Annotated in this window: 16 protein-coding genes and 1 pseudogene; 7 read left to right on the forward strand and 10 right to left on the reverse strand. The window is 77.0% G+C overall.

Going from position 1 to position 20,873, the window contains the following annotated elements:
* Positions 1-96 (reverse strand): annotated as a pseudogene (locus tag ACWEO5_RS32355) (ferritin-like fold-containing protein); the annotation flags it as partial.
* A 34-nt stretch (positions 97-130) separates the two neighbouring features.
* Here ACWEO5_RS32355 and ACWEO5_RS32360 point away from each other — a divergent pair.
* The gene (locus ACWEO5_RS32360; protein ID WP_452165720.1) at positions 131-1,210 is read left to right on the forward strand and encodes an alcohol dehydrogenase catalytic domain-containing protein; all 1,080 of its coding nucleotides are present in this window, start codon (positions 131-133) and stop codon (positions 1,208-1,210) included.
* Positions 1,211-1,283: 73 nt separating this feature from the next.
* On the opposite strand, the gene ACWEO5_RS32365 is transcribed toward ACWEO5_RS32360, so the two are convergent.
* The 6 genes from ACWEO5_RS32365 to lanL all read right to left on the reverse strand — a co-directional run bounded on the left by ACWEO5_RS32365 (position 1,284) and on the right by lanL (position 10,516).
* On the reverse strand, positions 1,284-1,436 hold the full coding sequence (locus ACWEO5_RS32365) for a hypothetical protein (RefSeq protein ID WP_452165721.1): 153 nt from the start codon (positions 1,434-1,436) through the stop codon (positions 1,284-1,286).
* Positions 1,437-1,662: 226 nt separating this feature from the next.
* Entirely contained in the window at positions 1,663-3,474 is a 1,812-nt protein-coding gene (locus tag ACWEO5_RS32370) for an ATP-binding cassette domain-containing protein (RefSeq protein WP_452165722.1), read from the reverse strand.
* A gap of 123 nt (positions 3,475-3,597) precedes the next feature.
* Complete coding sequence (locus ACWEO5_RS32375) at positions 3,598-5,256, reverse strand: ATP-binding cassette domain-containing protein (protein WP_452165723.1); 1,659 nt, start codon at positions 5,254-5,256, stop codon at positions 3,598-3,600.
* A 106-nt stretch (positions 5,257-5,362) separates the two neighbouring features.
* Complete coding sequence (locus ACWEO5_RS32380) at positions 5,363-5,506, reverse strand: VenA family class IV lanthipeptide (RefSeq protein WP_452165724.1); 144 nt, start codon at positions 5,504-5,506, stop codon at positions 5,363-5,365.
* Between the two features lie 138 nt (positions 5,507-5,644).
* Positions 5,645-7,567 (reverse strand): alpha/beta fold hydrolase, encoded by a 1,923-nt coding sequence (locus ACWEO5_RS32385; protein ID WP_452165725.1) that lies wholly within the window; start codon positions 7,565-7,567, stop codon positions 5,645-5,647.
* 192 nt (positions 7,568-7,759) lie between these two features.
* Positions 7,760-10,516, reverse strand: coding sequence for a class IV lanthionine synthetase LanL (lanL, locus tag ACWEO5_RS32390; RefSeq protein WP_452165726.1), 2,757 nt, complete (start codon positions 10,514-10,516; stop codon positions 7,760-7,762).
* Between the two features lie 558 nt (positions 10,517-11,074).
* Here lanL and ACWEO5_RS32395 point away from each other — a divergent pair.
* The 3 genes from ACWEO5_RS32395 to ACWEO5_RS32405 are packed head-to-tail and all read left to right on the forward strand — an operon-like array spanning position 11,075 to position 13,862.
* Positions 11,075-11,911 (forward strand): Nif3-like dinuclear metal center hexameric protein, encoded by an 837-nt coding sequence (locus tag ACWEO5_RS32395; RefSeq protein WP_452165727.1) that lies wholly within the window; start codon positions 11,075-11,077, stop codon positions 11,909-11,911.
* Between the two features lie 38 nt (positions 11,912-11,949).
* Positions 11,950-12,690: a zinc ribbon domain-containing protein gene (locus tag ACWEO5_RS32400; RefSeq protein ID WP_452165728.1), complete on the forward strand. Its 741-nt coding sequence runs from the start codon at positions 11,950-11,952 to the stop codon at positions 12,688-12,690.
* Positions 12,691-12,695: 5 nt separating this feature from the next.
* Positions 12,696-13,862, forward strand: a complete 1,167-nt coding sequence (locus tag ACWEO5_RS32405) for a bifunctional RNase H/acid phosphatase (RefSeq protein ID WP_452165729.1) — start codon at positions 12,696-12,698, stop codon at positions 13,860-13,862.
* A gap of 17 nt (positions 13,863-13,879) precedes the next feature.
* On the opposite strand, the gene yaaA is transcribed toward ACWEO5_RS32405, so the two are convergent.
* Positions 13,880-14,677, reverse strand: coding sequence for a peroxide stress protein YaaA (gene yaaA / locus ACWEO5_RS32410; RefSeq protein ID WP_452165730.1), 798 nt, complete (start codon positions 14,675-14,677; stop codon positions 13,880-13,882).
* A 213-nt stretch (positions 14,678-14,890) separates the two neighbouring features.
* On the opposite strand from yaaA, the gene ACWEO5_RS32415 reads away from it, so the two are divergent.
* Both ACWEO5_RS32415 and ACWEO5_RS32420 read left to right on the forward strand, forming a co-directional pair.
* Complete coding sequence (locus tag ACWEO5_RS32415) at positions 14,891-16,345, forward strand: RNB domain-containing ribonuclease (protein ID WP_452165731.1); 1,455 nt, start codon at positions 14,891-14,893, stop codon at positions 16,343-16,345.
* 55 nt (positions 16,346-16,400) lie between these two features.
* On the forward strand, positions 16,401-17,864 hold the full coding sequence (locus ACWEO5_RS32420) for a DHA2 family efflux MFS transporter permease subunit (RefSeq protein ID WP_452165732.1): 1,464 nt from the start codon (positions 16,401-16,403) through the stop codon (positions 17,862-17,864).
* A 211-nt stretch (positions 17,865-18,075) separates the two neighbouring features.
* Here ACWEO5_RS32420 and ACWEO5_RS32425 read toward each other — a convergent pair whose 3' ends face one another.
* Together ACWEO5_RS32425 and ACWEO5_RS32430 are read right to left on the reverse strand one after the other, a co-directional pair.
* Positions 18,076-19,281 (reverse strand): sensor histidine kinase, encoded by a 1,206-nt coding sequence (locus ACWEO5_RS32425; protein WP_452165733.1) that lies wholly within the window; start codon positions 19,279-19,281, stop codon positions 18,076-18,078.
* A gap of 8 nt (positions 19,282-19,289) precedes the next feature.
* Positions 19,290-19,943, reverse strand: coding sequence for a response regulator transcription factor (locus ACWEO5_RS32430; protein WP_452165735.1), 654 nt, complete (start codon positions 19,941-19,943; stop codon positions 19,290-19,292).
* A 192-nt stretch (positions 19,944-20,135) separates the two neighbouring features.
* Between ACWEO5_RS32430 and ACWEO5_RS32435 the strand changes: the two genes are divergently transcribed.
* Positions 20,136-20,765 (forward strand): hypothetical protein, encoded by a 630-nt coding sequence (locus ACWEO5_RS32435; protein ID WP_452165734.1) that lies wholly within the window; start codon positions 20,136-20,138, stop codon positions 20,763-20,765.
* The last annotated feature ends 108 nt before the right edge of the window (positions 20,766-20,873 follow it).

The raw sequence follows: 20,873 nt of genomic DNA on the forward strand, positions 1-20,873 counted from the left end.
GCGGTAGAAGTCGGTGGCGATCGCGTCGCCGACGTACGCCTTGACCAGGCCCTCCAGCCAGTCGGACGGGGCGGTCATCCGGTGGAAGTTCTCCATGCCGACACCGGCCGAACACCCTGGGAGCAGCCCCGTGCGCGCAGCGATCCTGCAGCAGACCGGACAGGACGTTCTGGACGTCCGCGAGGACGTCGAGGCGGTCGGCTTCGGGCCGGGGAAGGTCCGGGTCCGGGTGCGGGCCGCCAGCCTGTGCCACTCCGACCTGTCCGCGATGGCCGGCGTCCTGCCGCAGCCCGCCCCGTTCGTGCCCGGCCACGAGGGCGCCGGCGAGGTGGTCGAGGTCGGCCCGGGCGTCACCGGACTCGCCCCCGGCGCCCGGGTGGTGCTCTGCTGGATGCCCCCGTGCGGCCGCTGCCCCGCCTGCCGGGCCGGCCGCACCCACCTGTGCACCGCCTCGATCCGCCGCCTCGGCACCCCCGGCTTCCGGATCGGCGGCGACACCGACGCGTACGGCTTCTACAGCACCGGCGCGTTCGCCGAGGAGCTCGTCGTCGCCGCCGACAGCGTGATCCCCGTCCCCGACGACCTGCCGCACGAACTCGCCGCCCTGATCGGCTGCGGCGTCACCACCGGACTCGGCGCCGTCCTCAACACCGCGAAGGTCCGGCCCGGCGAGAGCGTCGCCGTGATCGGCGCGGGCGGCGTCGGCGTCGCCGCCGTCCAGGGCGCCCGGATCAGCGGCGCCGCCCGGATCACCGTCGTCGACCCGGTCGCCTCCCGGCGCGAACGCGCCCTCGGCTTCGGCGCCACCGACGCCATCGCCCCCGAGCAACTCAAGCACGCCGCACGCGAGTTGCCCGCCGGCGGCTACGACCACGTGTTCGAGGCGGTCGGCCGGGCCGCCACCGTCCGGGCCGGCTACGACGCCGCCCGGCGCGGCGGCGCCGTCGTGGTGATCGGCGCCGGCGCCCAGGACGACAAGGTCGCCTTCAGCATGGGCGAACTCTTCTTCAACGAGAAGCGCCTGCTGCCCTCGCTGTACGGCGGCGGCGACGTCCGCCGCACCGTCGACCTGGCGGTCGACCTGTGGCGCGCCGGACGCCTCGACCTGGCCGGCATGATCACCCACCGGCTGCCGCTGGCCCGGGTCAACGAGGCGATCGCCCAGATGCGGGCCGGCGAGGCGCTGCGCACCGTCCTGCTCACGGACTGACCCGCCCGCCGACGACCGGACGCCCCCGGCCCCCGCCAGGACGGCGACGGGGACCGGGGGCGCCGGACCGGGATCAGCGGCGGTGCCGCCCGTGCGGGTCCGCCTCCGGCGCGTCGTCGTTGGCGGTGGTCCCCCGGTGCCGGCCGTGCGCCCCGCCGTCGGCGGTCTCGTCGCCGCCCGGCGCGCGGTGGCCGTGCTCGGTGCTGTCGTCGATGGACTCGGACATCAGGTCAGTCTTCTCCGTGCGAAGGAAACGGTCGTGGCCGGTGCGGCCGAACATCGTCCGACCCTACCGAAACCGGGAGCGAAACCAGCGGCTCACGAGTGCGCGCATCCAGGGGCTCGGGGAACGGCGAGGCCCTGGATGCGGGCGGCTCCTGCCGCTCGGCGCATCGGCTCCGGGTTCCGTGCCGGACGCGCAGCAGCACGAACCCTTCGACGGGCTCCGGCCGTCAGCAGCACGGACCCGCCGTTCCCCGGGCCCCCGTGGTGGATCCCGCCGTCCGCCCCCGGGCCCCTGATCGCGCTTCCCGCCGTTGCGCGCCCCCTGCGCAGCACGCGCGGTAGAACGGCGAGAGCACCTGGAGGTCGGCGTGGCCGGCCAGCAGCGGGCCGGATGCCTCCAGGAGCAGGACGCGGTCGGCGCGCATCGCCGAGTCGATCCGGTGGGCGATGACGATCAGGGTGCCGGGGCGGGCGGCGAACGCCTCCTCCGCCCGGCGTTCGGCTTCCGCGTCGAGGTGGCAGGTGGCCTCGTCCAGTACGACGACCGGGGCGGGGGAGAGGAACGTCCGGGTCAGGGCCAGCAGTTGGCGCTCGCCCGCGGACAGCGCGGCCGGGTCGGCGATCCGGGCGTCGAGGCCGCCGAGCCGGGCCAGCAGCCGGGCCGAACCCACCCGGTGGGCCGCGGTGGCGATCCGGGCGTCGCCGTGGTCGCCGGACGGCCAGCACAGGTTCTCCCGGACGGTGCCCGCGAAGACGTACGCCTCCTGCGGGACGAGCGCCAGCCGGGCGGCCCGCGCCGGACCGGACAGCGCGGCCGGGTCCTGCCCGCCGACCAGCACCCGGCCCGCGTCCGGGGACAGCAGCCCCGCCAGCAGTGCCGCCAGGGTCGACTTCCCGGTGCCGCTCGGACCGACCACGGCCAGGTGCGCGCCCGGCCGCAGCTCGAAGTGCACGCCCTCCAGCACCGGTTCGGCGCTCCCCGGGTGGGCGAACCGCAGACCGCGGACGCTCAGCGAACCGTCACCGGGCCCGGCGGACGCGGGGCCCGGGGCGGGCTGCGCGGGCACCGGCGCGGCCGGCGGGACGGGACAGGCCGCCGTCAGCCGCTCCAGCACCACCGCCAGGTCCAGCAGCCAACTGCCCAGCATCCCGGCCAAGGCCCTTACCGCGGGCTCCAGTTGCTGCAACAGGTAGGTGGCCACGCCCAGCACCTGGCCCGCCGACAGCCAGCCGCGGCCGACCATCCACGGCGCCGCGCAGACCACCGCCAGCAGCGGCAGCCGCCCGCCCACCGCGACCGTCAGCGACCGGACCGCCGCCGCCCGGCCCACCGCCCGGACCGCCTCGCCCTGCGCCTCCACCAGCGCCGACAGGTCCGCCGACACCCGCTGCTGCGCGCCGCACGCCGCCACGTCCCGCAGCCCGGCGAACGCCCGGCCCGCCTCGGCCGCGATCCGCTCGTCCGCCAGCACCACCGCCCGGCGGCGCACCACCAGCGGACCCAGCAGCCGCACGAACAGCGCCCCCGAGAGCAGCAGCGGCAGCAGCACCAGCGGCAGCACCGCCGGAGCCAGCACCCCCAGGCCCAGCAGCGCCGCCAGCAGCCCGAAGCCCACCCCGCGCGCACTGCGCAGCAGCGTCGCGGTCAACTGCCGTGCGGACTCCACCTGTTCGGTGATCCGGGCGATCTCCGCCGGGCCGTCCGGAACCGGCCGGGCCAGCGCCCCGTGCACCACCCGCGCCACCAGGGCGTCCCGCAGCGGCTCCACCACCCCGGCGAGGTGCGGGAACACCGCCCGCGCCGCGAGGGCGCGCAGCGCCGTCACCACCCCCAGCCCGCCCAGCCAGCCGAACCCCACCCCCGGACGCCCCGCCAGGAACCCCCGGTCGGCCGCCGCCGCCACCAGCAACCCCGAACACAGCGCCGGCAGCGCCTCCACCGCCGACCACCCCGCCAGCCCCCACCACGCCCGCCGGGGCACCACCGCCACCAACTCCCGCAGCCCCCGCCCACCCAGCGCCCGCCGATGCCGCCCCACGAAAACCGCTCCTCGCGCCGTGTGCCGTGATACAGAACCGGAAGCAGATGCGCGCTCCGGCAGTGAACCGCCCGCAGCCACGGGCCCGCCGTTCTTGTCGAGCCCCTGGCGGTGCTCTCCGGCCTACCGGGGCCGGGCTTCCAGGGCCGCGCCCGCGAGGGTCGACCGGTAGGCCGGGTCGGCGAGCAGGGCGGTGTGGGTGTCGATCGCCCGGACCCGGCCGGCGTCCAGCCAGAGCACGAGTCCGGCGCGGGCCGCGACCGCCGCGCGGTGGGTGACGACCAGGCGGGTGCGGCCCCGGGTGGACTCGTGCAGGGCCAGGTCCACCTGGTGCTCGGTGGCCGCGTCCAGGCTGGACGTCGCGTCGTCGAGCACCACCACCCGGGCGTCCCCGGCCAGCAGTCTGGCGAGTCCGAGTCTCTGCAACTCGCCGCCGGAGAGCTGGAGTTCACCCATCGGGGTGCGTCCGCCGTGCGGCAGCCGGGACAGGAAGCCGTCCGCCCGGGCCGCCGCCAGGGCCGCCGGGTCCGCGCCCTCCAGGGCCTCGTCCAGGGACGGGCCGATCAGCATCGGCCGCTCGAACGCGTAGCCGACCGCGCGGCGGCGCTCCGCGACCGACAGGGCCGCCACCGGCACCCCGTCGACCAGCACCTCGCCGCCGTCCGGCAGCCGCAGTCCGCCCGCCAGCGCGGCCAGCAGCGACTTGCCCGCGCCCGAGCGTCCGACCACCGCGACCGTCGTGCCGCCCGGCACCGTCAGCTCCAGCGGGCCGAACACCACCGCGCCCTCGTCGTCCCGCACCAGCACCGAACGGAACACCAACTCGCCCGGCCCGTCCGGAAGTTCACGCCCACCCGCGCCGGGCCCCGGCAGTTCGTCGACCTCCCGCAGCCGGGCCAGTCCGGCCCGCGCGTGCGCCACTCCCACCAGGGACTCCACCTGCTCGAAGAACCCCAGCCCCAGCGCCGCCCACCCCGCCGCGGCCGCGAACGCCCCCGCCGGCAGCCGCCCCGCCGCCACCAGTTGGCCCGCCGTGCCCAGCACCGTCAGCTCCACCGCCGCCACCAGCAGCGTCACCTGGCCCACCGTCCGGCGCTGCGCCAGCCACAACGTCCGTCCCGCGTCCCCGAGTTCGGGCAGCACGCCGAGCACCCGGGCCGCCTCCCGGTGCTCCGCCCCGGCCGCCCGCACCGTCCGGATCCCGCTCAGCGCGTCCGCCAACCGGTCCGCCAGCCGCCCCTGCGCCTCCTGGTAGCGGACGAACGCGTCCTCCGCCGTCCGCATGAACAGCCGCACCAGCACCACCCCCGGCAGCACCCCGGCGAAGAAGGCCGCCGCCAGCCACGGCGACAGCAGCCCCAGCCCCAGCACCGCCCCCGCCGACGTCACCAGCGCCGTCGCCGCCCCCAGCCGGGCCGCCCGCGCCGCCCCCGCGTCCGCCGCCGCACCCACCAGCCGGGCCGTCAGGTCGCCCGGCCCCGGCCGCTCCCCGCACAGCCGCTCCACCGCCGACGGGAACGGCCGCAGCCACAGCACCCGCCGCAGCAGTGACCCGCGCAGCGCCACGGTGTCCGCCGCCGTGCACGCCGGCCCGGCCGCCGCGGCCACCGCCGACGCCGCCGCACCCACCGCCAGCAGCGCCGCCAGCCCCCCGACCGCCCAGCCCGCCGGACGGCCCGCCAGCACCGCGTCCAGCACCACCCCCGCCACACCCGGCAGGGCCAGCGTCGCCGCCGCCTCCAGCGGCACCGACACGGTCAGCGCGACCGACGACCCACGCACGAGAACTCCCGTTCGAACGACGATTGTTGAGCACGGAACGGACAGGGGAGGGCCGTGCCCGCCCCCGCGAACGGGAGCGGACACGGCCCGGGCGAGGCGCCCCGGGTCAGCTGATCGTGAAGACCAGGCAGGTCAGGATCAGACAGGTGAACTGGCACCCGCTGCCGTGGCCGCCCAGCTCGACGGTCTCCAGCTCCGGCAGCTCCTGCAGGGCCGCGAGGTCGGTCTCGAACGAAGCCGTGTTCTCCATGGTGTTTCCCTCCCTATGGGGTTCCGCCGGACACGGACGTGCCCGACGACCGCGGCGGCGCACCGCCGCGGATCCTGCTCCCGCACGCACCCGGCGCCGGGAAGTCTGGGTGTTCCTGACCGGACGCCAGGTCGGACGTCAGGTCGGACGGCCGGTGCGCAGGAAGCCCGCCAGCAGCTCGTGCACCGCCGCCGCGCCCTCCTCGGCGAGCACCTCGTGGCCCGCCCCCGCCGCCTCCACGTACCGGAAGTCGACGCCCTCCACCCGCCCCAGCCGCAGCAGTTCGTGCCGCAGCGAACGGGACTGGCCGACCGGCACCACCTCGTCCCGGTCCCCGTGCACCACCAGCAGCGGCGCGTGCAGCCGGTGCGCCACCCGCAGCACGTCGCGCGGGCCCAGCGCGTCGTCCAGCTCCCGGTCGCCGCCCAGCCGGGCCGTCAGCGCCCGCACCGGCGCCGCCGCCTCCGCCAGCAGCCGCCCGCCGGACAGGAACGGCGCCACCACCGCGCACCGCGACACCGCCCCCACCGGGGCGTGCGCCGCCGCCAGCAGCGCCAGGAACGCGCCGTAGCTCACCCCGAACAGGGCCGGCGGCTCCAGGCCCAGCGCGGCCCGCTGCCCCGCCACGCCCTCCAGCAGCGCCAGCACGTCCTCCAGGTCCGGCCCGCCCCAGGCGCCCCGGATCGCCATCGCGTACTCCGGGCCGTACCCCGTCGAACCGCGCTGGTTCGGCGCCAGCACCGCCAGGCCCTCCGCCGCCATCCGCTGCAGCGCCGGATCGAACTCCAACCGCCAGGCGTCCGCCGGGCCGCCGTGCAGCGCCAGCACCAGGTGCGGCGCCGACAGCCACGACTCGCCGCCGTACACCACCGCCTCGACCGGACCCGCCGGACCGGCCAGCTCCAGGCACTGCGCCGACCGCCACCGGCCGCCGTCCCCCGGCGCCGCCGACCCGTCCAACCGCCAGCCCGCCGGGGCCCGCACCGCGACCCGCTCCGCGAGCCGTTCCACGGGCGGGGCGTCCAGCGGCGCCAGCGCCAACGGCAGCGCCATCGGGGCCGGCCGGGCGGGCGGCTCCGCGGCCAGCAGCGCCGCCACGTCCAGGGTGGCCAGCGCCGCCGGACGGTCCGGCGCCGAGTACGGCATCCGCAGCCCCGCCGCCGACCAGTGCCCCACCGCGCCCAGCCGCCCCGGCGGCACCGGCAGCGGACGCACCTGCTTCCCGCCCGCCCGCCACAGCACCAGCGTCGACGCCGCACCGTGGTCCACCTGCAGCACCACCTGCGGCTCCGCCCCCGGCACCAGCCCCGGCGCCACCGCCACCGGACGCAGCAACCGCCCCGGCTGGTGCAGGCAGTCCGGGAACCGCACCGGCTCACCGCCGCCGATCAGCGCCCAGCCGAGCCGGTCCACCCCCGGCGCGTCACTGCGCAGCATCCCGAAACCCGTCGCCGGATCGAACAGCACCAGCCGGTCGTTGCTGCTCTCGCCCAACTCCAACAGCGGTGTGGTGGTGCCCAGTTCGAGGTCCAGCACGACGGTCTTCACCATCCCGCCGACCACCCGGTCCAAGGCCAGCAGCCGCCCCGCCGCGTCCAGCCACACCCCGCCGCCGTGCAACCCCGGCAACTGCGCCACCTCCCGCGGCGCCGACCCGTCCGCCGCCAGCAGCCACACCGTCGTCACCGGACGGGTGTCCGTCCCCAGCAGCACCGCGACCGGCGCGGCCCCGCCCGGCAGCGCGAGCATCCGCAACCCCGGCATCCGCACCGTCGCCAACGGCACCTCCGGCTCCCCGGCCGCCAGCAGCACCAGCGCGTGCCGGTCCCCGTCGTGCCGGCACACCAGCACCCGGCCGTCCGGCAACGCGAGCAACTGCGCCCGCAAGCCCTCCTCCGACGGCAACGCGACCGGCTCCGCCGGCCCGTCCGCCGGCAACCGCCAACTCTCCGCGTACCACCCGCCGTCGGCCCCGGCAGCGAGGCACGCGGCGTGCGAGCCGTCACCGGCGAAGGTGAAGCTGAGCCGCCGCAACGCGAGGTGCACGGTCTGCGTGCTCATCGGGGGGATCACCTTTCAAGCGGACGAAGGGGGACGAACCAGGGGCTCGGGGAACGGCGAGGCCGTGGCTGCTGACGGTTCACTGCCGGTGCGTGCGTGGGCTTCTGGTTCTGTTCAAGACACGCAGCAGCACGGACCTCCGATGGGCTCCGGCCACCAGCAGCATCGACTCGCCGTTCCCCGAGCCCCTACCTATGGCAGCCAGATCCGGGGCCCGCCGTGGCGGAGGCGGAGGAGGAAGGCGAGCGGGCCGGCGGTGCCGGTGCCGTAGGCGGGGGTGGCGGTGGTGCCGGTCTCGTCGGGGAGGACCAGGAGGCCGTCCTGGAGGGCGGTGCGGGCGGCGATCAGGGCGGCGAGGTCCCGGGCGCCCTGGCGGAAGCGGGTCTCGCCGGTGGCTTCGGCGAGGTCGAGCAGGTACTCGCCGTTCCCGGCGAGGCCGTGGCAGGCGCTGGTGCCGGCGTGCCAGCGGGCGTTCAGGACGGCCCGGCCGGCGGCCAGGGCGAGGCGGTGGGAGTCGGGGTCGCCGGTGGCCCGCCAGTGGTGGAGGAGGAAGGTGCCGACGCCGGAGGAGCCGCTGCACCAGTGGGCGAGGCGGACGTGGTCGGGGTCGCCGTGGCTCTGCGGCCACCACGCGGCGGGGCCGTCGTGGCGGGCGGTGGCGGCCAGGGTGCGGGCGGCGCGGTCGGCCGCGGCGCGGGCGCTGCGGGCGGTGTCGGCGTGGTCGGGGTCGCCGCTGTCCGCGAGGACGCCAGCGGCGGCGAGCAGGAAGGCGCCGATGCCCGCGACGCCGTGGGCGTGGCCGAGGTGGGTGGCGCCGGCCAGCGCGGAGTCGAAGTCGGCGGGGACGGGCCAGACCGTTCCGTACGGTTCCTCGTGGGCGGCGGCGATCAGGTGCCGGGCGCAGCGGGCGGCGCGGTCGAGGAAGGTGCGGGCGCCGGTGGCGCGGTGGGCGCGGAGCTGGGCGAGTCCGGCTCCGGCGGCGCCGTGGCAGACGTCGGGGTTGGGCCAGTCGAGCGGGAGCCGGACGGCGAGTCCGGCGGCGCGTTCGGCCAGGCCGGGGTCGTCGAGGGCGTCGGCGGCGTCGAACAGGGCCCAGGCGGTGCCGGCCCGGCCGAAGTGCAGGCCGGGCAGCACGACGGGTTCGGCGGCGCAGCGGCGTTCGATCCAGGCGGCGGCGGTGGCGGCGGTGGTCCGGGCGCGTTCGCGGGCGGGGCCGGGCAGCGGGGCGAGGGCGGCCCGGGCGAGCAGGGCGAGGACGCCGGCCGCGCCGTGCTGGACGTTGCACGGGTCGGTGAGCCGGCCGTTCGGGACGGTCGGCCAGAGTCGGTCGGGGCGCTGCGGGGTGGCGCTGCGGGCGAGGTCGCGCAGTCCGTCGTGCAGCAGCCGGTCCAGTGCGGGCGGGGCGACCGGTGCGGCGGAGGCGGCGGGGGCGGGGGCGGGTGCGGCGGTGAGTCCGGCGCGGACCCGGTCCAGGCTCCAGCGCCGGTCGGCGGCCTCGGCGCGCAGGCCGAGCACCAGCGGGGCGAGCCGGCGGGCGGTGTCGCCCTCGCGGGCGGCCAGGGCCAGCCAGCGGCCCAGCCGGTCGGCGACCGGACGGGTCGGCGGCAGGTCCCCGGGGAGCAGCGGGTCGTGACCGGTGGCGAGCAGGAAGTACAGGCCGCCGAGGGCGTACAGGTCGGCGCCGTGGGCGGCCCGGCCGGTCGGCTGCGGGCCGGAGTGTTCGGGGGCGCGGTAGCCGGGGGTGCCCGCGGAGCCGGCCAGCGCCCCGGCGGGGACGGCGAGTTCGAGGTCGACCAGGCGGACCCCGCCGTCCGGGGCGACCAGCACGTTGCCGGGGGAGAGGTCGCGCAGGACGAGTCCGCGGCGGTGCACCTGCTCGACCAGGTCGAGCAAGGCGAGCGCCAGCGGCCCGGCCTCGGCCCAGGGGACGTCCGGGGTGCCGTCGTGGCGCAGCCGGGCGGCGACCCAGCTGCCCAGGGCCTGGCCGGGGACGCGCTCCTGGACCAGGAACAGCGAGTCCTGCTGCTCGACCAGGGCGTGCACCCGGGGGGTGAGGCCGCTGTCGGCGAGCCGGCCGAGCAGGTCGGCCTCGTGGCGCAGGGCGGTGCGGGCGTCGGTGCCGGCCCGGTCGACCTCGATGTGCGCCCGGGCCTGCTTGACCACCACCTCGGTGCCGGTGGTCCGGTCGCTGCCCAGGAAGACCCCGCCCTTGGCGCTGTGCCGCAGCGCGGCGGTGAGCGCCCAGCGGCCGTCCAGCAGCACGCCGCCGCGCCGGGCGCCGGGGCCGGGCTGGGCGGGCACCTGGGCCGGGCCGCCGGGTGCCGGGCCGCTGGACGCCGGGCCGCTGGACGCCGGGCCGCTGCCGGCCGGGGCCGGTTCGCCGCCGGTGGTCGATCCCGCCCCCTCGACGGGGTCGGCCACCCAGGACGGACGGCGGTAGACGGCGGTGCGGGCGTCCTCGACCAGGGCGCCGCCGGGGGCGCGCAGCACCGGGCGGTAGGCGCCGTCGTTGCCGAGCACCGAGCGGCCGGCGAACGCGCCGTAGCGGTAGTGCACCAGGCTGCCGGGGCGGTACGGGCGGTCGGAGAGGATCACCGGTCCGGGCATTCCCGCGGTGGCGAGGTGGAGTTCCCCGGCGAGCCGCCGGAATTGCTCGTCGTCGCCCGGGTAGACGGTGAGGAATTTCCCGGCCGAGCCGCGATCGCTGTTCCGGGAATTGATTTCGTGGAGCTTCTCCCGGTCGGCGGTGAATTTGAACGCGCACGGGTCCCCGGCAATGACCGCGGCGACCGCGGACAGCACCTCGACCGCCACCGAGGAGGCCGCGCTGACGTGCAGCTTCCAGCCCTGCTCGGGCAGTCCGCGGCCGGGCGGCCGCACCGTGCACCAGAAGCCCTCGACCGCGACCGTCCAGTCGCCGTCGCCTCCCCGGGCCCTGCTGCCGGCCACGGCCGCCCGCGCCACCTCCACCAACGTGCCGTCCACACCCGGCCCGTCGTCGACCGGACCCGGCCCCCCAGCCCTGCGCAGCGGTGTGCCCGCCCCCATCTGCTTCACACCCCTTCGCGGTGGACTCGACCGAACGGTCTGCGGAAGTCACGAGAGCCTCGGCGGCGCCCGCCGAATTCACCCGCACTCCGCACGGGATTCCACGCGTCGCAGCTGGGAATTGCGGCCGGTCGCCTTTTTCGACCCCCCAGGTCGAGGCAACTCTCGTTCGCAGGACTAGAAGTTACTTTCGGGGAGGGTGTGACTCAACACCGGCCGGGTCACTTCACCCGTAAGGGTGATCCGTTTTCGTTTTCGAACGCGTTCGCCCCGGAGCGCGCGGCCGGGGCGCACCGCGCGGCCACCGGCCCTTTCCGTCCCGCGGGCCCGCCGGGGCGGCGCCGCGGGCCCGCGTTCGCCGCTTCCCACCGGGTTGACGAGCAGGTGTACGACAGTGGCGCCCGGTCCGCACACCGGAGCGGGACCGGGCCCGGCCGTGGCACGCGGTAGTCTCGACAGGTGCCGAAACTGTCCGACGTCATCGCCGTGCTCGAAGAGGTCTACCCCCCGCGCTGGGCGGAGTCCTGGGACGCGGTGGGCCTGGTCTGCGGCGACCCGGAGGCGGAGGTCCGCCGGGTGCTGTTCGCCGTCGACCCCGTCCGGGCCGTGGTGGACGAGGCCGTCGAGTGGGGTGCCGACCTGCTGGTCACCCACCACCCCCTCTACCTGCGCGGCACCACCACCGTCGCCGCGACCGGCTCCAAGGGCCGGGTGGTGCACACCCTGATCAAGCACGACATCGCGCTGCACGTCGCGCACACCAACGCCGACCACGCCGACCCCGGCGTCTCGGACGCGCTGGCCGAGGCGGTCGGGCTGAAGGTGACCGGTCCGCTGGTGGCCGACCCGACCGACCCGGCGGGCCGCCGGGGCAGCGGCCGGATCGGCGAACTGCCGGAGCCGATGACGCTGGCGGCCTTCGCCGCGCAGGTCGCCGCCGGGCTGCCCGCCACCGCCGCGGGCGTCCGCGCCGCCGGCGACCCGGATCGGCCCGTCCGCCGGGTCGCGGTCTGCGGCGGCTCCGGCGACTCCTTCCTGGCCGAGGCCCGCGCGGCCGGCGTGGACGCGTACGTCACCGCCGACCTGCGGCACCACCCGGCCTCCGAAGCCACCGAGGCGGCCCCGGTCGCCCTGGTCGACGCCGCGCACTGGGCCACCGAGTGGCCCTGGCTCACCCTCGCCGCCCGCGAGCTCACCGGCCGCGCCGACAGCCGCGGCTGGCCGCTGGAGACCCGCGTCTCCACCCGGGTCACCGACCCGTGGACGGCGCACGCGCCGATGCCGTACGCCCCCTGACCTCTCCCGCTTCACCAACTCAACAGGAGCCCTGCCGCGTGAACGCCGCGCCCGCCGACCAGATCCGCCTGCTCGACCTGCAGGCCCTCGACTCCCGCCTCGACCAGCTGGCCCACCGGCGCCGCACCCTGCCCGAGCACGCCGAGATCGACAAGGCCACCGCCGACCACAACGCCCTCAAGGACCTGGTCGTCGCCGCCCAGGCCCAGCTCGGCGACACCACCCGCGAGCAGGCCAAGGCCGAGGCGGACGTCGAGCAGGTCCGCAGCCGGGCCGCCCGCAACCAGCAGCGGATGGACTCCGGCGCGGTCTCGCCCAAGGACCTGGAGAACCTCCAGCACGAGAACGCCTCGCTGGCCAAGCGCCAGGGCGACCTGGAGGACATCGTCCTGGAGGTCATGGAGCGCCTGGAGTCCGCCCAGACCCGGGTGGTCGAGCTGACCGCCCGGCTGGAGCACTCCTCCGTCGTGGTCGCCGAGGCCGAGGGCCGCCGGGACGCCCAGTTCGCCGAGATCGACGGCCAGGTCGAGAAGGTCCGCCGCGACCGCGAGGCCATCGCCCACGTCATCCCCGCCGACCTGATGAAGTCCTACCTGCGCCTGCGCGAGCAGCAGGGCGGCGTCGGCGCGGCCCGCCTCTACCAGCGCCGCTGCGAGGGCTGCCGCACCGAGTTCTCGATCACCGAGTTCAACGCGATCAAGGCCGAGCCCGCCGACAAGGTGCTGCGCTGCGAGAACTGCGGCCGGATCCTGGTCCGCACCGGCGAGTCGGGCGTCTGACCCCCGTGGCCGGTCCGGTGGCGGGTGCCAGGTACGTGGTCGAGGCCGACGGCGGCTCCCGGGGCAACCCGGGGCCGGCCGGCTACGGCGCGGTGGTCCGCGACGCCGACACCGGGCAGGTCCTGGTCGAGGCCGCCGAGTACCTCGGCCACGCCACCAACAACGTCGCCGAGTACCGGGGCCTGATCGCCGGCCTCAAGGCCGCCCGCGACCTCGACCCGGACGCCCGGGTCGAGGTCCGGATGGACTCCAAGCTGGTCGTCGAGCAGATGTCCGGGCGCTGGCAGGTCAAGCACCCCGACATGCGCCCGCTGGCCGCCGAGGCCCGCACCGTCCTGCCCGCCGGGCACGTCACGTACGAGTGGATCCCGCGCGAGCGCAACAAGACCGCCGACCGGCTCGCCAACGAGGCGATGGACGCGGGGCAGCGCGGCCGCCAGTGGGAGCCCGCGCCCCGGCCCGCCGCCCCGGTCTCCTCCGGCACGGCGGACGAACCGCTGCCCGCCGCCTCCGCCCCCCGGGCCGGCCGGGCCGCGCCCGCCGACCTCGGCACCCCCACCACCCTGGTGCTGCTGCGCCACGGCGAGACCCCGCTCACCCCGCTCAAGCGCTTCTCCGGCAGCACCGGCAGCGACCCGGGCCTGTCCGAGAAGGGCCGCTGGCAGGCCGAGCGCGCCGCCGAGGCGCTGGCCGCCCGCGGCACCGTGCAGGCCGTGGTGGCCTCCCCGATGCTGCGCACCCGGCAGACCGCCGAGGCCACCGCCCGCCGGCTCGGCCTGGAGGTGCGGATCGAGGAGGGTCTGCGCGAACTCGACTTCGGCCGCTGGGAGGGACTCACCTTCGCCGAGGTGATGGAACGCCACCCCGCCGACCTCACCAGCTGGCTCGGCTCCGCCAAGGTCAAGCCCACCGGCAGCACCGAGTCCCTCACCACGCTGGCCCAGCGGGTCGCCCAGGCCCGCGACCGGATCACCACCCGGTACGCCGGGCGGACCGTCCTGGTGGTCTCGCACGTCAGCCCGATCAAGACCCTGGTCCGGCTCGCCCTCGGCGCCCCGCCGGACGCCGTGCACCGGATGGAACTGTCCGCGGCCTCGCTCTGCGCCGTCCAGTACTACCGCGACGGCAACGCCTCGGTGCGGCTGCTCAACGACACCTCGCACCTGCGCTGAGCCCCCGGCGGCGCTGCTCAGTGGACGTCGGTCACCACGACGTCCAGCTGCCAGGGCTTGCGGTCGGTGCCGCGCGCCGAGACCTCCACCCGGTGGCCCAACTGCTCCAGCGCGTCCACCAGTTCACCCGGCGCGGCCGGCTCCAGGCCCGCCGCCAGCAGGTCGCGCACCAGCCGGCCCTTGGTGGCCTTGTTGAAGTGCGACACCACCGAGCGCTTCGGCACCCCGTCCACCAGGCGCTCCTGCAGCACCCGCACCGTCACCGTCCGGCCCGCGACCGGGCCCGCGGGCTTCCAGGCCGCCGCGTACGCCGAACTGCGCAGGTCCAGCACCAGCCCGTCCGCGACCCCGGGCAGCACCGCGTCCAACTCGCCCCGCCAGTACGCGCCCAGTGCGCCCAGCGGCGGCAGCTTCACACCCATCGAGCAGCGGTACGGCGGGATCCGGTCGCCGATCCGCACCGCGCCCCACAGCCCCGAGAACACCAGCAGCGAACGCTCCGCCCGGGCGTACGCCGCCTCGTCCAGCTTCGCCAGGCCCAGGTTGTCGAACAGCACCCCGGTGTACACCTCGCCCGCCGGACGGGCCCCCGCCGACAGCAGCCCGGCGTTCTTCGCCACCTCCCCGCGCAGCCCCTTGCTCAGCCCCAGCACCCCGGCCGCCCGCTCCTCGTCCCCCGCGCACAACTCCACCAGCGCCGCCAGCACCCGCCCCCGCGCCGCGGTCAGCCCCGGCAGCGACAGCCCCGCCAACTCCACCGGCACCCCGGCCTCCGGCGCGGCCTTCCCCTCCGACGGCGGCAGCAGAACCAGCACGGCGACACCCCTTCAACAACCTGTAGCACCCGAACCCGCCCCACCCTAACGATCCGCCCGCCCGCACCCCGAATCCCCGCCGCCCGAGCGGACCCGGCCGTCCGGGCCCGGCGCCGGGGCGCCGTCCCTCCGGTGGTCAATCCCCGTACGCCACAACCGCCTTCACGGCTGTTTCAGCGCGCCTTCCACGCCACCGCCGCTTACGCTGCGACCATGCCGCGCCGACACCTCAGCGTCCGGGCCGCCCAGACCGCCAGGATCAACACCGAGCTCGCCGAACTCAGGACCCGTCTGGAGATCCGCACCGACTGGTCGCCGGAAGTGCTCGCGGAGGCCGACCGGGCGGCCGCGCTGCCCCGGCTGCCGGAGTTCGACGCCACCGACCTGGACCTGTTCACCCTCGACCCGCCGGACTCCCGCGACCTCGACCAGGCCGTGCAGCTGTCCCGGCGCGGCACCGGCTACCGGGTGCACTACGCGATCGCCGACGTCGGCGCGTTCGTCGTCCCGGGCGGGGCGATCGACACCGAGGCCGCGCACCGGGTGCAGACGCTGTACTTCCCGGACGGGAGCGTGCCGCTGCACCCGGCCCGGCTGTCCGAGGGAGCGGCCAGCCTGCTGCCCGGCGAGCTGCGGCCCGCCCTGCTCTGGCAGCTCGACCTGGACGCCGACGGGGAGCTGCTCCTGGCCGACCTGCGCCGGGCCCGGGTCCGCTCCCGCCGCCGGCTCGACTACGCGGGCGCCCAAGGCCCGATCGACGCGGGCGGCGCGGACGGGCAGCTCGCCCTGCTCGCCGAGGTCGGCGCCCTGCGCGAGGAGCGGGAGCGGGCGCGCGGCGGGGTCAGCCTGCCGGTGCCCGAGCAGGAGGTGAGCGCCGAGGACGGCGGCTACCGGCTCGGCTACCGGGCGCCGCTGCCGGTCGAGGGCTGGAACGCGCAGGTCTCGCTGCTCACCGGCATGGCCGCCGCCCAACTGATGCTGGACGCCGGGACGGGCCTGCTGCGCACCCTGCCCGCAGCCCCGGAGTCCGCGTACGCCCGGCTGCGCCGCACCGCCGCCGCGCTCGGCGTTCCCTGGCCCGACGGGCTGCCGTACCCGGCGCTGATCCGCTCGCTGGACCCGGGCCGGACCGCCGACGCGGCCTTCCTGAACGAGTGCACCGGCCTGCTGCGCGGCGCCGGCTACCGGGCCTTCGACACCGCCCGCGGCACCGCCCCGCCCGCCGACCCGGGCCACGCCGCGCTGGCCGCCCCGTACGCGCACTGCACCGCGCCGCTGCGCCGGCTGGGCGACCGGTACGCGCTGGAGGTGTGCGCGGCGGTGGCGGGCGGCACCGACGTGCCGGGCTGGGTGCGGGACGCGCTGCCGCTGGTGCCGGGGCTGATGGAGGCGGGCGACCGGCGGGCGCACGAGGTGGAGCGGGCCTGCGTGGACCTGGTGGAGACCGAGCTGCTGCGCGGCCGGGAGGGCGAGGAGTTCGAGGCGGTGGTGGTGGAGGTGGACGAGCGCCGCCCCACGGTGGGCACGGTGCAGCTGCGCGACCCGGCAGTGGTCGCCAAGTGCGACGCCCCGGAGCGGCTGCCGCTGGGCCGCCGGGTGACCGTCCGGCTCACCCTGGCCGATCCGGCGGCCCGGACGGTCCGGTTCGCGCTGGCGGCGCAGGGGTAGCCGAGGGGCCGGAGGGTCCCAGGAAGCATTCATGAAATGGTGGGATGATCGGATGATGAGCCGACCGATCACCGCGCCGGACCGCCGTCACAGGCTGCTGATCCTGGCCATCTGCTGCCTCAGCCTGTTCATCGTCGGCCTGGACAACACCGTCGTGAACATCGCCCTGCCCGCGATCCAGCGGGACCTGGACGCGCCCGCCTCCGGCCTGCAGTGGGTGATCGACGCCTACACGCTGGTGCTGGCCTCGCTGCTGATGCTCTCCGGCTCGGTGGCCGACCGGATCGGCCGCAAGCGGGTGTTCATGACCGGGCTGGTGCTGTTCGTGCTCGGCTCGCTGCTGTGCAGCCTCGCCCCCGGCCTCGGCTGGCTGATCGGCTTCCGCGCGGTGCAGGCGGTCGGCGGCTCGATGATGAACCCGGTGGCGATGTCGATCATCACCAACACCTTCACCGACCCCAGGGAACGGGCCCGGGCGATCGGCGTCTGGGGCGGCGTGGTCGGCATCAGCATGGCGCTCGGCCCGCTGATCGGCGGCTTCCTGGTGGACAGCGCGGGCTGGCCGTCGATCTTCCTGATCAACGTGCCGGTCGGCCTGGCCGCCTGCCTGCTGACCCACCGCCACGTCCCGGAGTCCCGCTCGCCCCGGCCCCGCCGGCTCGACCCGGTCGGACAGCTGCTGATGGTGGTGCTGCTCGGCTGCGGCACCGCCGCGATCATCGAGGGACCCGGCCACGGCTGGACCTCGCCCGGCATCCTCACCCTGACCGGGCTCGCCGTCGCCGCACTGGTCGCCTTCCCGCTGTGGGAACTGCGGGTCGCCGAACCGCTGATCGACCCCCGGTTCTTCCGCAGCGCCCCGTTCACCGGCGCCACCGTCACCGCGGTCTGCGCGTTCGCGGCGCTCGGCGGCTTCCTCTTCCTCAACACCCTCTACCTGCAGGACGTCCGCCACTACACCCCGGTGGTGGCGGGCCTGTGGACGCTCCCGATGGCCGGCCTCACCCTGGTCGCCGCCCCGCTGTCCGGCCGGATCGTGGCCGGACGCGGCCCGCGCCTGCCGCTGCTGGTCGCCGGAGCGGCGATCGCCGCCAGCGGACTGCTGCTGACCCGGCTGACCGCCGACTCCTCCGCACTCCTGCTGCTGCCCGCGTACGCCCTGTTCGGCGTCGGCTTCGGCCTGGTCAACGCCCCGATCACCAACTCCGCGGTCTCCGGCATGCCGCTCTCCCAGGCCGGAGTGGCCGCCGCGGTCGCCTCCACCAGCCGCCAGGTCGGCCAGTCACTCGGCGTCGCGGTGATCGGCACCGTGGTCACCAGCGCGGTCGCCTCGGCCGGCGGCTTCACCCCCGCCACCCACGCCGGCTGGTGGATCGTCACCGGCCTCGGCCTGACCGTCCTGCTCCTCGGCCTGCTCACCACCACCCCCCGGGCGGCCGCCACCGCGGCCCGGGTCGCCGCCCGCTTCGACCAGCCGACGGACGGCGCCCGGAAGGACCCGGCCGGGCACGCGCGCTGACCGGTTCCGGCGGCGGGCGGTGGACTGCGTCCTGAGCAGCGGGCGACCTGGACGCCGACCCGGGCGGCGGGCGGCGGGCGGTGGGCTGTGACCCGGGCGGCGGGCGGCCGTGCGGCTCCGACTCCGTGCGGCTCCGGTGCCGTGCGGTGGGGCGCCGCGGGCGGTGCCCGCCGGCCGGCTCGTCCGCCGGGTCTGTCCGCGGCGCGCTCGGTCAGTCGGGGGCGGCGGCCGGGAACTCCACCGTGACGGTCAGTCCGCCGTGCGGACCCGGGACGGCCCGGAGCCCGGCGTCGTGGGCCTCGGCGATCGCGCGGACGATCGAGAGGCCGAGCCCCAACCCCTCGGTCCGGGCGGCCCGGGTCGCGTCGAGCCGCTGGAAGGGCTGGAACAGCCGCTCGACCTGGTCCGGCGGCACCGCCGGGCCGGTGTTGGCGACGACCAGCACCGCGCGCCCGTCCACCGTCCGGGTCGCCACCTCGACCCGGCCGTCCGGCCGGTTGTGCCGCAGCGCGTTGTCCACCAGGTTGGCCAGCAGCCGTTCGGCCAGCGGGCGGTGGCCCGCCGCGATCGCCGGGCCGGCCGTCGCGCGGAGTGCGACCGTCCGCCGCGCGGCCTCGGCGAGGCGGGCGTCGACGACCTCGGACGCCAGAGCGGCCAGGTCGAACGGGGCGCGCACCTCGATCCCGGCCTGGCCGCGGGCCAGCGTCAGCAGCGCCTCGATCAGCCGCTCCTGCTGGGCCCCGGCCGCCAGGACCCGCTCGTGCGCCTCCCGCAGGGACGCCACGGTCGGCTCCGGGTCGGCCAGCGCGACCTGGCCGAGCGCCCGCTGCCGGGCCAGCGGGGTGCGCAGTTCGTGCGAGGCGTTGGCGACGAAGCGGCGCTGGCTGAGGAACGCGGCCTCCAGCCGGCCCAGCAGCCCGTCGAAGGTGTCGCCGAGTTCGCGCAGTTCGTCGGGCGGCCCGGCCAGGGCGAGCCGCCGGTGCAGGCTGGTCGCCGAGATGTCCCGGGCGGTCGCGGTGACGGTCCGCAGCGGCCGGAGCATCCGTCCCGCCACCACCCAGCCCAGCGCCAGCGACAGCACCGACACCAGGAGCAGCGCGACGCCCGACTGGACGAGCAACTGGTGCAGCAGCAGGGCCTTCTGCCGGGCCATCGCCTCCGCGACCGGGGCGGGCAGCAGGTCCGTCCCGCCGCCGAGCGGCGGGCCGGGCGTGGGCCCGGCGCCCGGCCCGGCCCCCGGTCCGGCGTCGGCGGGCCCGGCGGTCAGCCCCCGCACCGGCGCCCCCGCCACCGCACCGCGCACCAGCAGGTAGGTGACCGCGAGCAGCGCGCCGCCCGAGACGGCGAACAGGCCGCCGTAGAGCAGCGTCATCCGCAGCCGGACGGTGCGGCGCGGCGGGCGGGGGAGGAAGGGCACCGCCGGCCTCAGACCCGGTAGCCGTGGCGGGCCACCGTCTCGACCACCGCGGGCTCGCCGAGCTTGGCACGGAGCCGGCTGACGGTGATCTTCACGGCCTGGGTGAACGGGTCGGCCGCCTCGTCCCAGACCCGTTCGAGCAGTTCCTCCGCCGACACGGCCCGGCCCCCGGCGGCCAGCAGCACCTCCAGCACCCCGAACTCCTTGGGCGAGAGGTCCAGCGGCCGCTCGCCGCGGGCGGCCCGGCGGCGCGCGGTGTCGACCACCAGGTCGCCGTGCCGGAGCACCGGCGGCACCACCGGGTGGGCCCGGCGGGCCAGCGCGCCGATCCGGGCGACCAGCGCGGCGAAGTCGAACGGCTTGGTCAGGTAGTCGTCCGCGCCGAGGCCGAGGCCGTCCACCAGGTCCTCGGTGGTCGCGGCCGCGGTCAGCATCAGGATCCGGCCGCGGCACCCGGCGGCGACCAGGGCCGCGCAGACCTCGTCGCCGTGCATCCCGGGCAGGTCCCGGTCCAGCACCACCACGTCGTAGTCGTTGCCCAGCGCGCGCTCCAGGCCGCCCGGGCCGTCGAGGGCGACGTCCACCGCCATCCGCACCCGGCGCAGGCCCGCCGCCACCGTCCGCGCCAGCTCCTCGTCGTCCTCGACCACGAGCACCCGCACCCGTACCGCCCCCTCCGTCGCCACCCGCCGGGCCGGCTCCCCCCGGCGGCGCCCCCCAGTATCCGCCGGACCGGGTTTCGCCGGGGTATCGGCGGACGGCCGCTCCCGGCGATACCCCGGTGAAACCCCGGCCTCCGTAGAAAGGCCGCACACCGCAGGGAGCACTGCGGCCACGACGTGACGGAGGACGGCATGGACGGCACGGGAACCACCGTGAACCGGGGACGGACGGGACGGAGCGGGCGGAGCGGGGGGCCGCTGCGCCGGGGCGGGGCGGCGGCGCTGTTGGCGGCCGCCCTGGTCCTGACCGCGACGGCCTGTTCGGGCGGCGGGGGCGACGGCGGCGGGAAGGGCGCGGGGCGGAGCGTGGCCGCGCTGCCCGGCCGGGCCACGGCCAGTGCGGGCAAGCAGGGCGCGGCCACCGTCGAGGACGCGGTCGCCTTCGCCAAGTGCATGCGGGAGAACGGCGTACCGGACTTCAAGGACCCGGAGCGCGGCAAGCCCTTCGCCGAGGGCGTCGACACCGGCTCCCCGGAGTTCAAGAAGGCGCAGGCCGCCTGCGAGTCCTACGCCCCGCCCGCCCCGGCCGCACCGGACGGCGGCGCGGACGTCTGGTCGCCCGCCGACAAGCTCAAGTACGCCCGGTGCATGCGGGAGAACGGCGTGCCCGACTTCGCCGACCCCGACGCCGGCGGCGGCTTCATGCTGCCGCAGGGCGTCGATCCCAACGCGCCGCAGTTCAAGCAGGCCGACCAGGCGTGCGGGGCGTACAAGCCGGACGCGCTCAAGAACCCGACCGTCAACCAGCCGGTCGGGGGCTGACGATGACCACCACCGAGACCCCGGAAGCCGCCGAGCGCCTGGACGCTGCCGGGACCCCGGACGCCGCCGCGGCCTCCGCGCCGGTGCGCCGCCACCCGCGCCGCGGCC

Source organism: Kitasatospora sp. NPDC004272, from assembly GCF_053603035.1.

Excerpts from the sequence above, each read along its gene's own strand:
- ACWEO5_RS32420 (WP_452165732.1), top strand. The coding sequence starts at position 16,401 with ATGAGCCGACCGATCACCGCGCCGGACCGCCGTCACAGGCTGCTGATC.
- ACWEO5_RS32365 (WP_452165721.1), bottom strand. The coding sequence starts at position 1,436 with ATGTCCGAGTCCATCGACGACAGCACCGAGCACGGCCACCGCGCGCCG.
- ACWEO5_RS32435 (WP_452165734.1), top strand. The coding sequence starts at position 20,136 with ATGGACGGCACGGGAACCACCGTGAACCGGGGACGGACGGGACGGAGC.
- ACWEO5_RS32380 (WP_452165724.1), bottom strand. The coding sequence starts at position 5,506 with ATGGAGAACACGGCTTCGTTCGAGACCGACCTCGCGGCCCTGCAGGAG.
- ACWEO5_RS32385 (WP_452165725.1), bottom strand. The coding sequence starts at position 7,567 with ATGAGCACGCAGACCGTGCACCTCGCGTTGCGGCGGCTCAGCTTCACC.
- ACWEO5_RS32415 (WP_452165731.1), top strand. The coding sequence starts at position 14,891 with ATGCCGCGCCGACACCTCAGCGTCCGGGCCGCCCAGACCGCCAGGATC.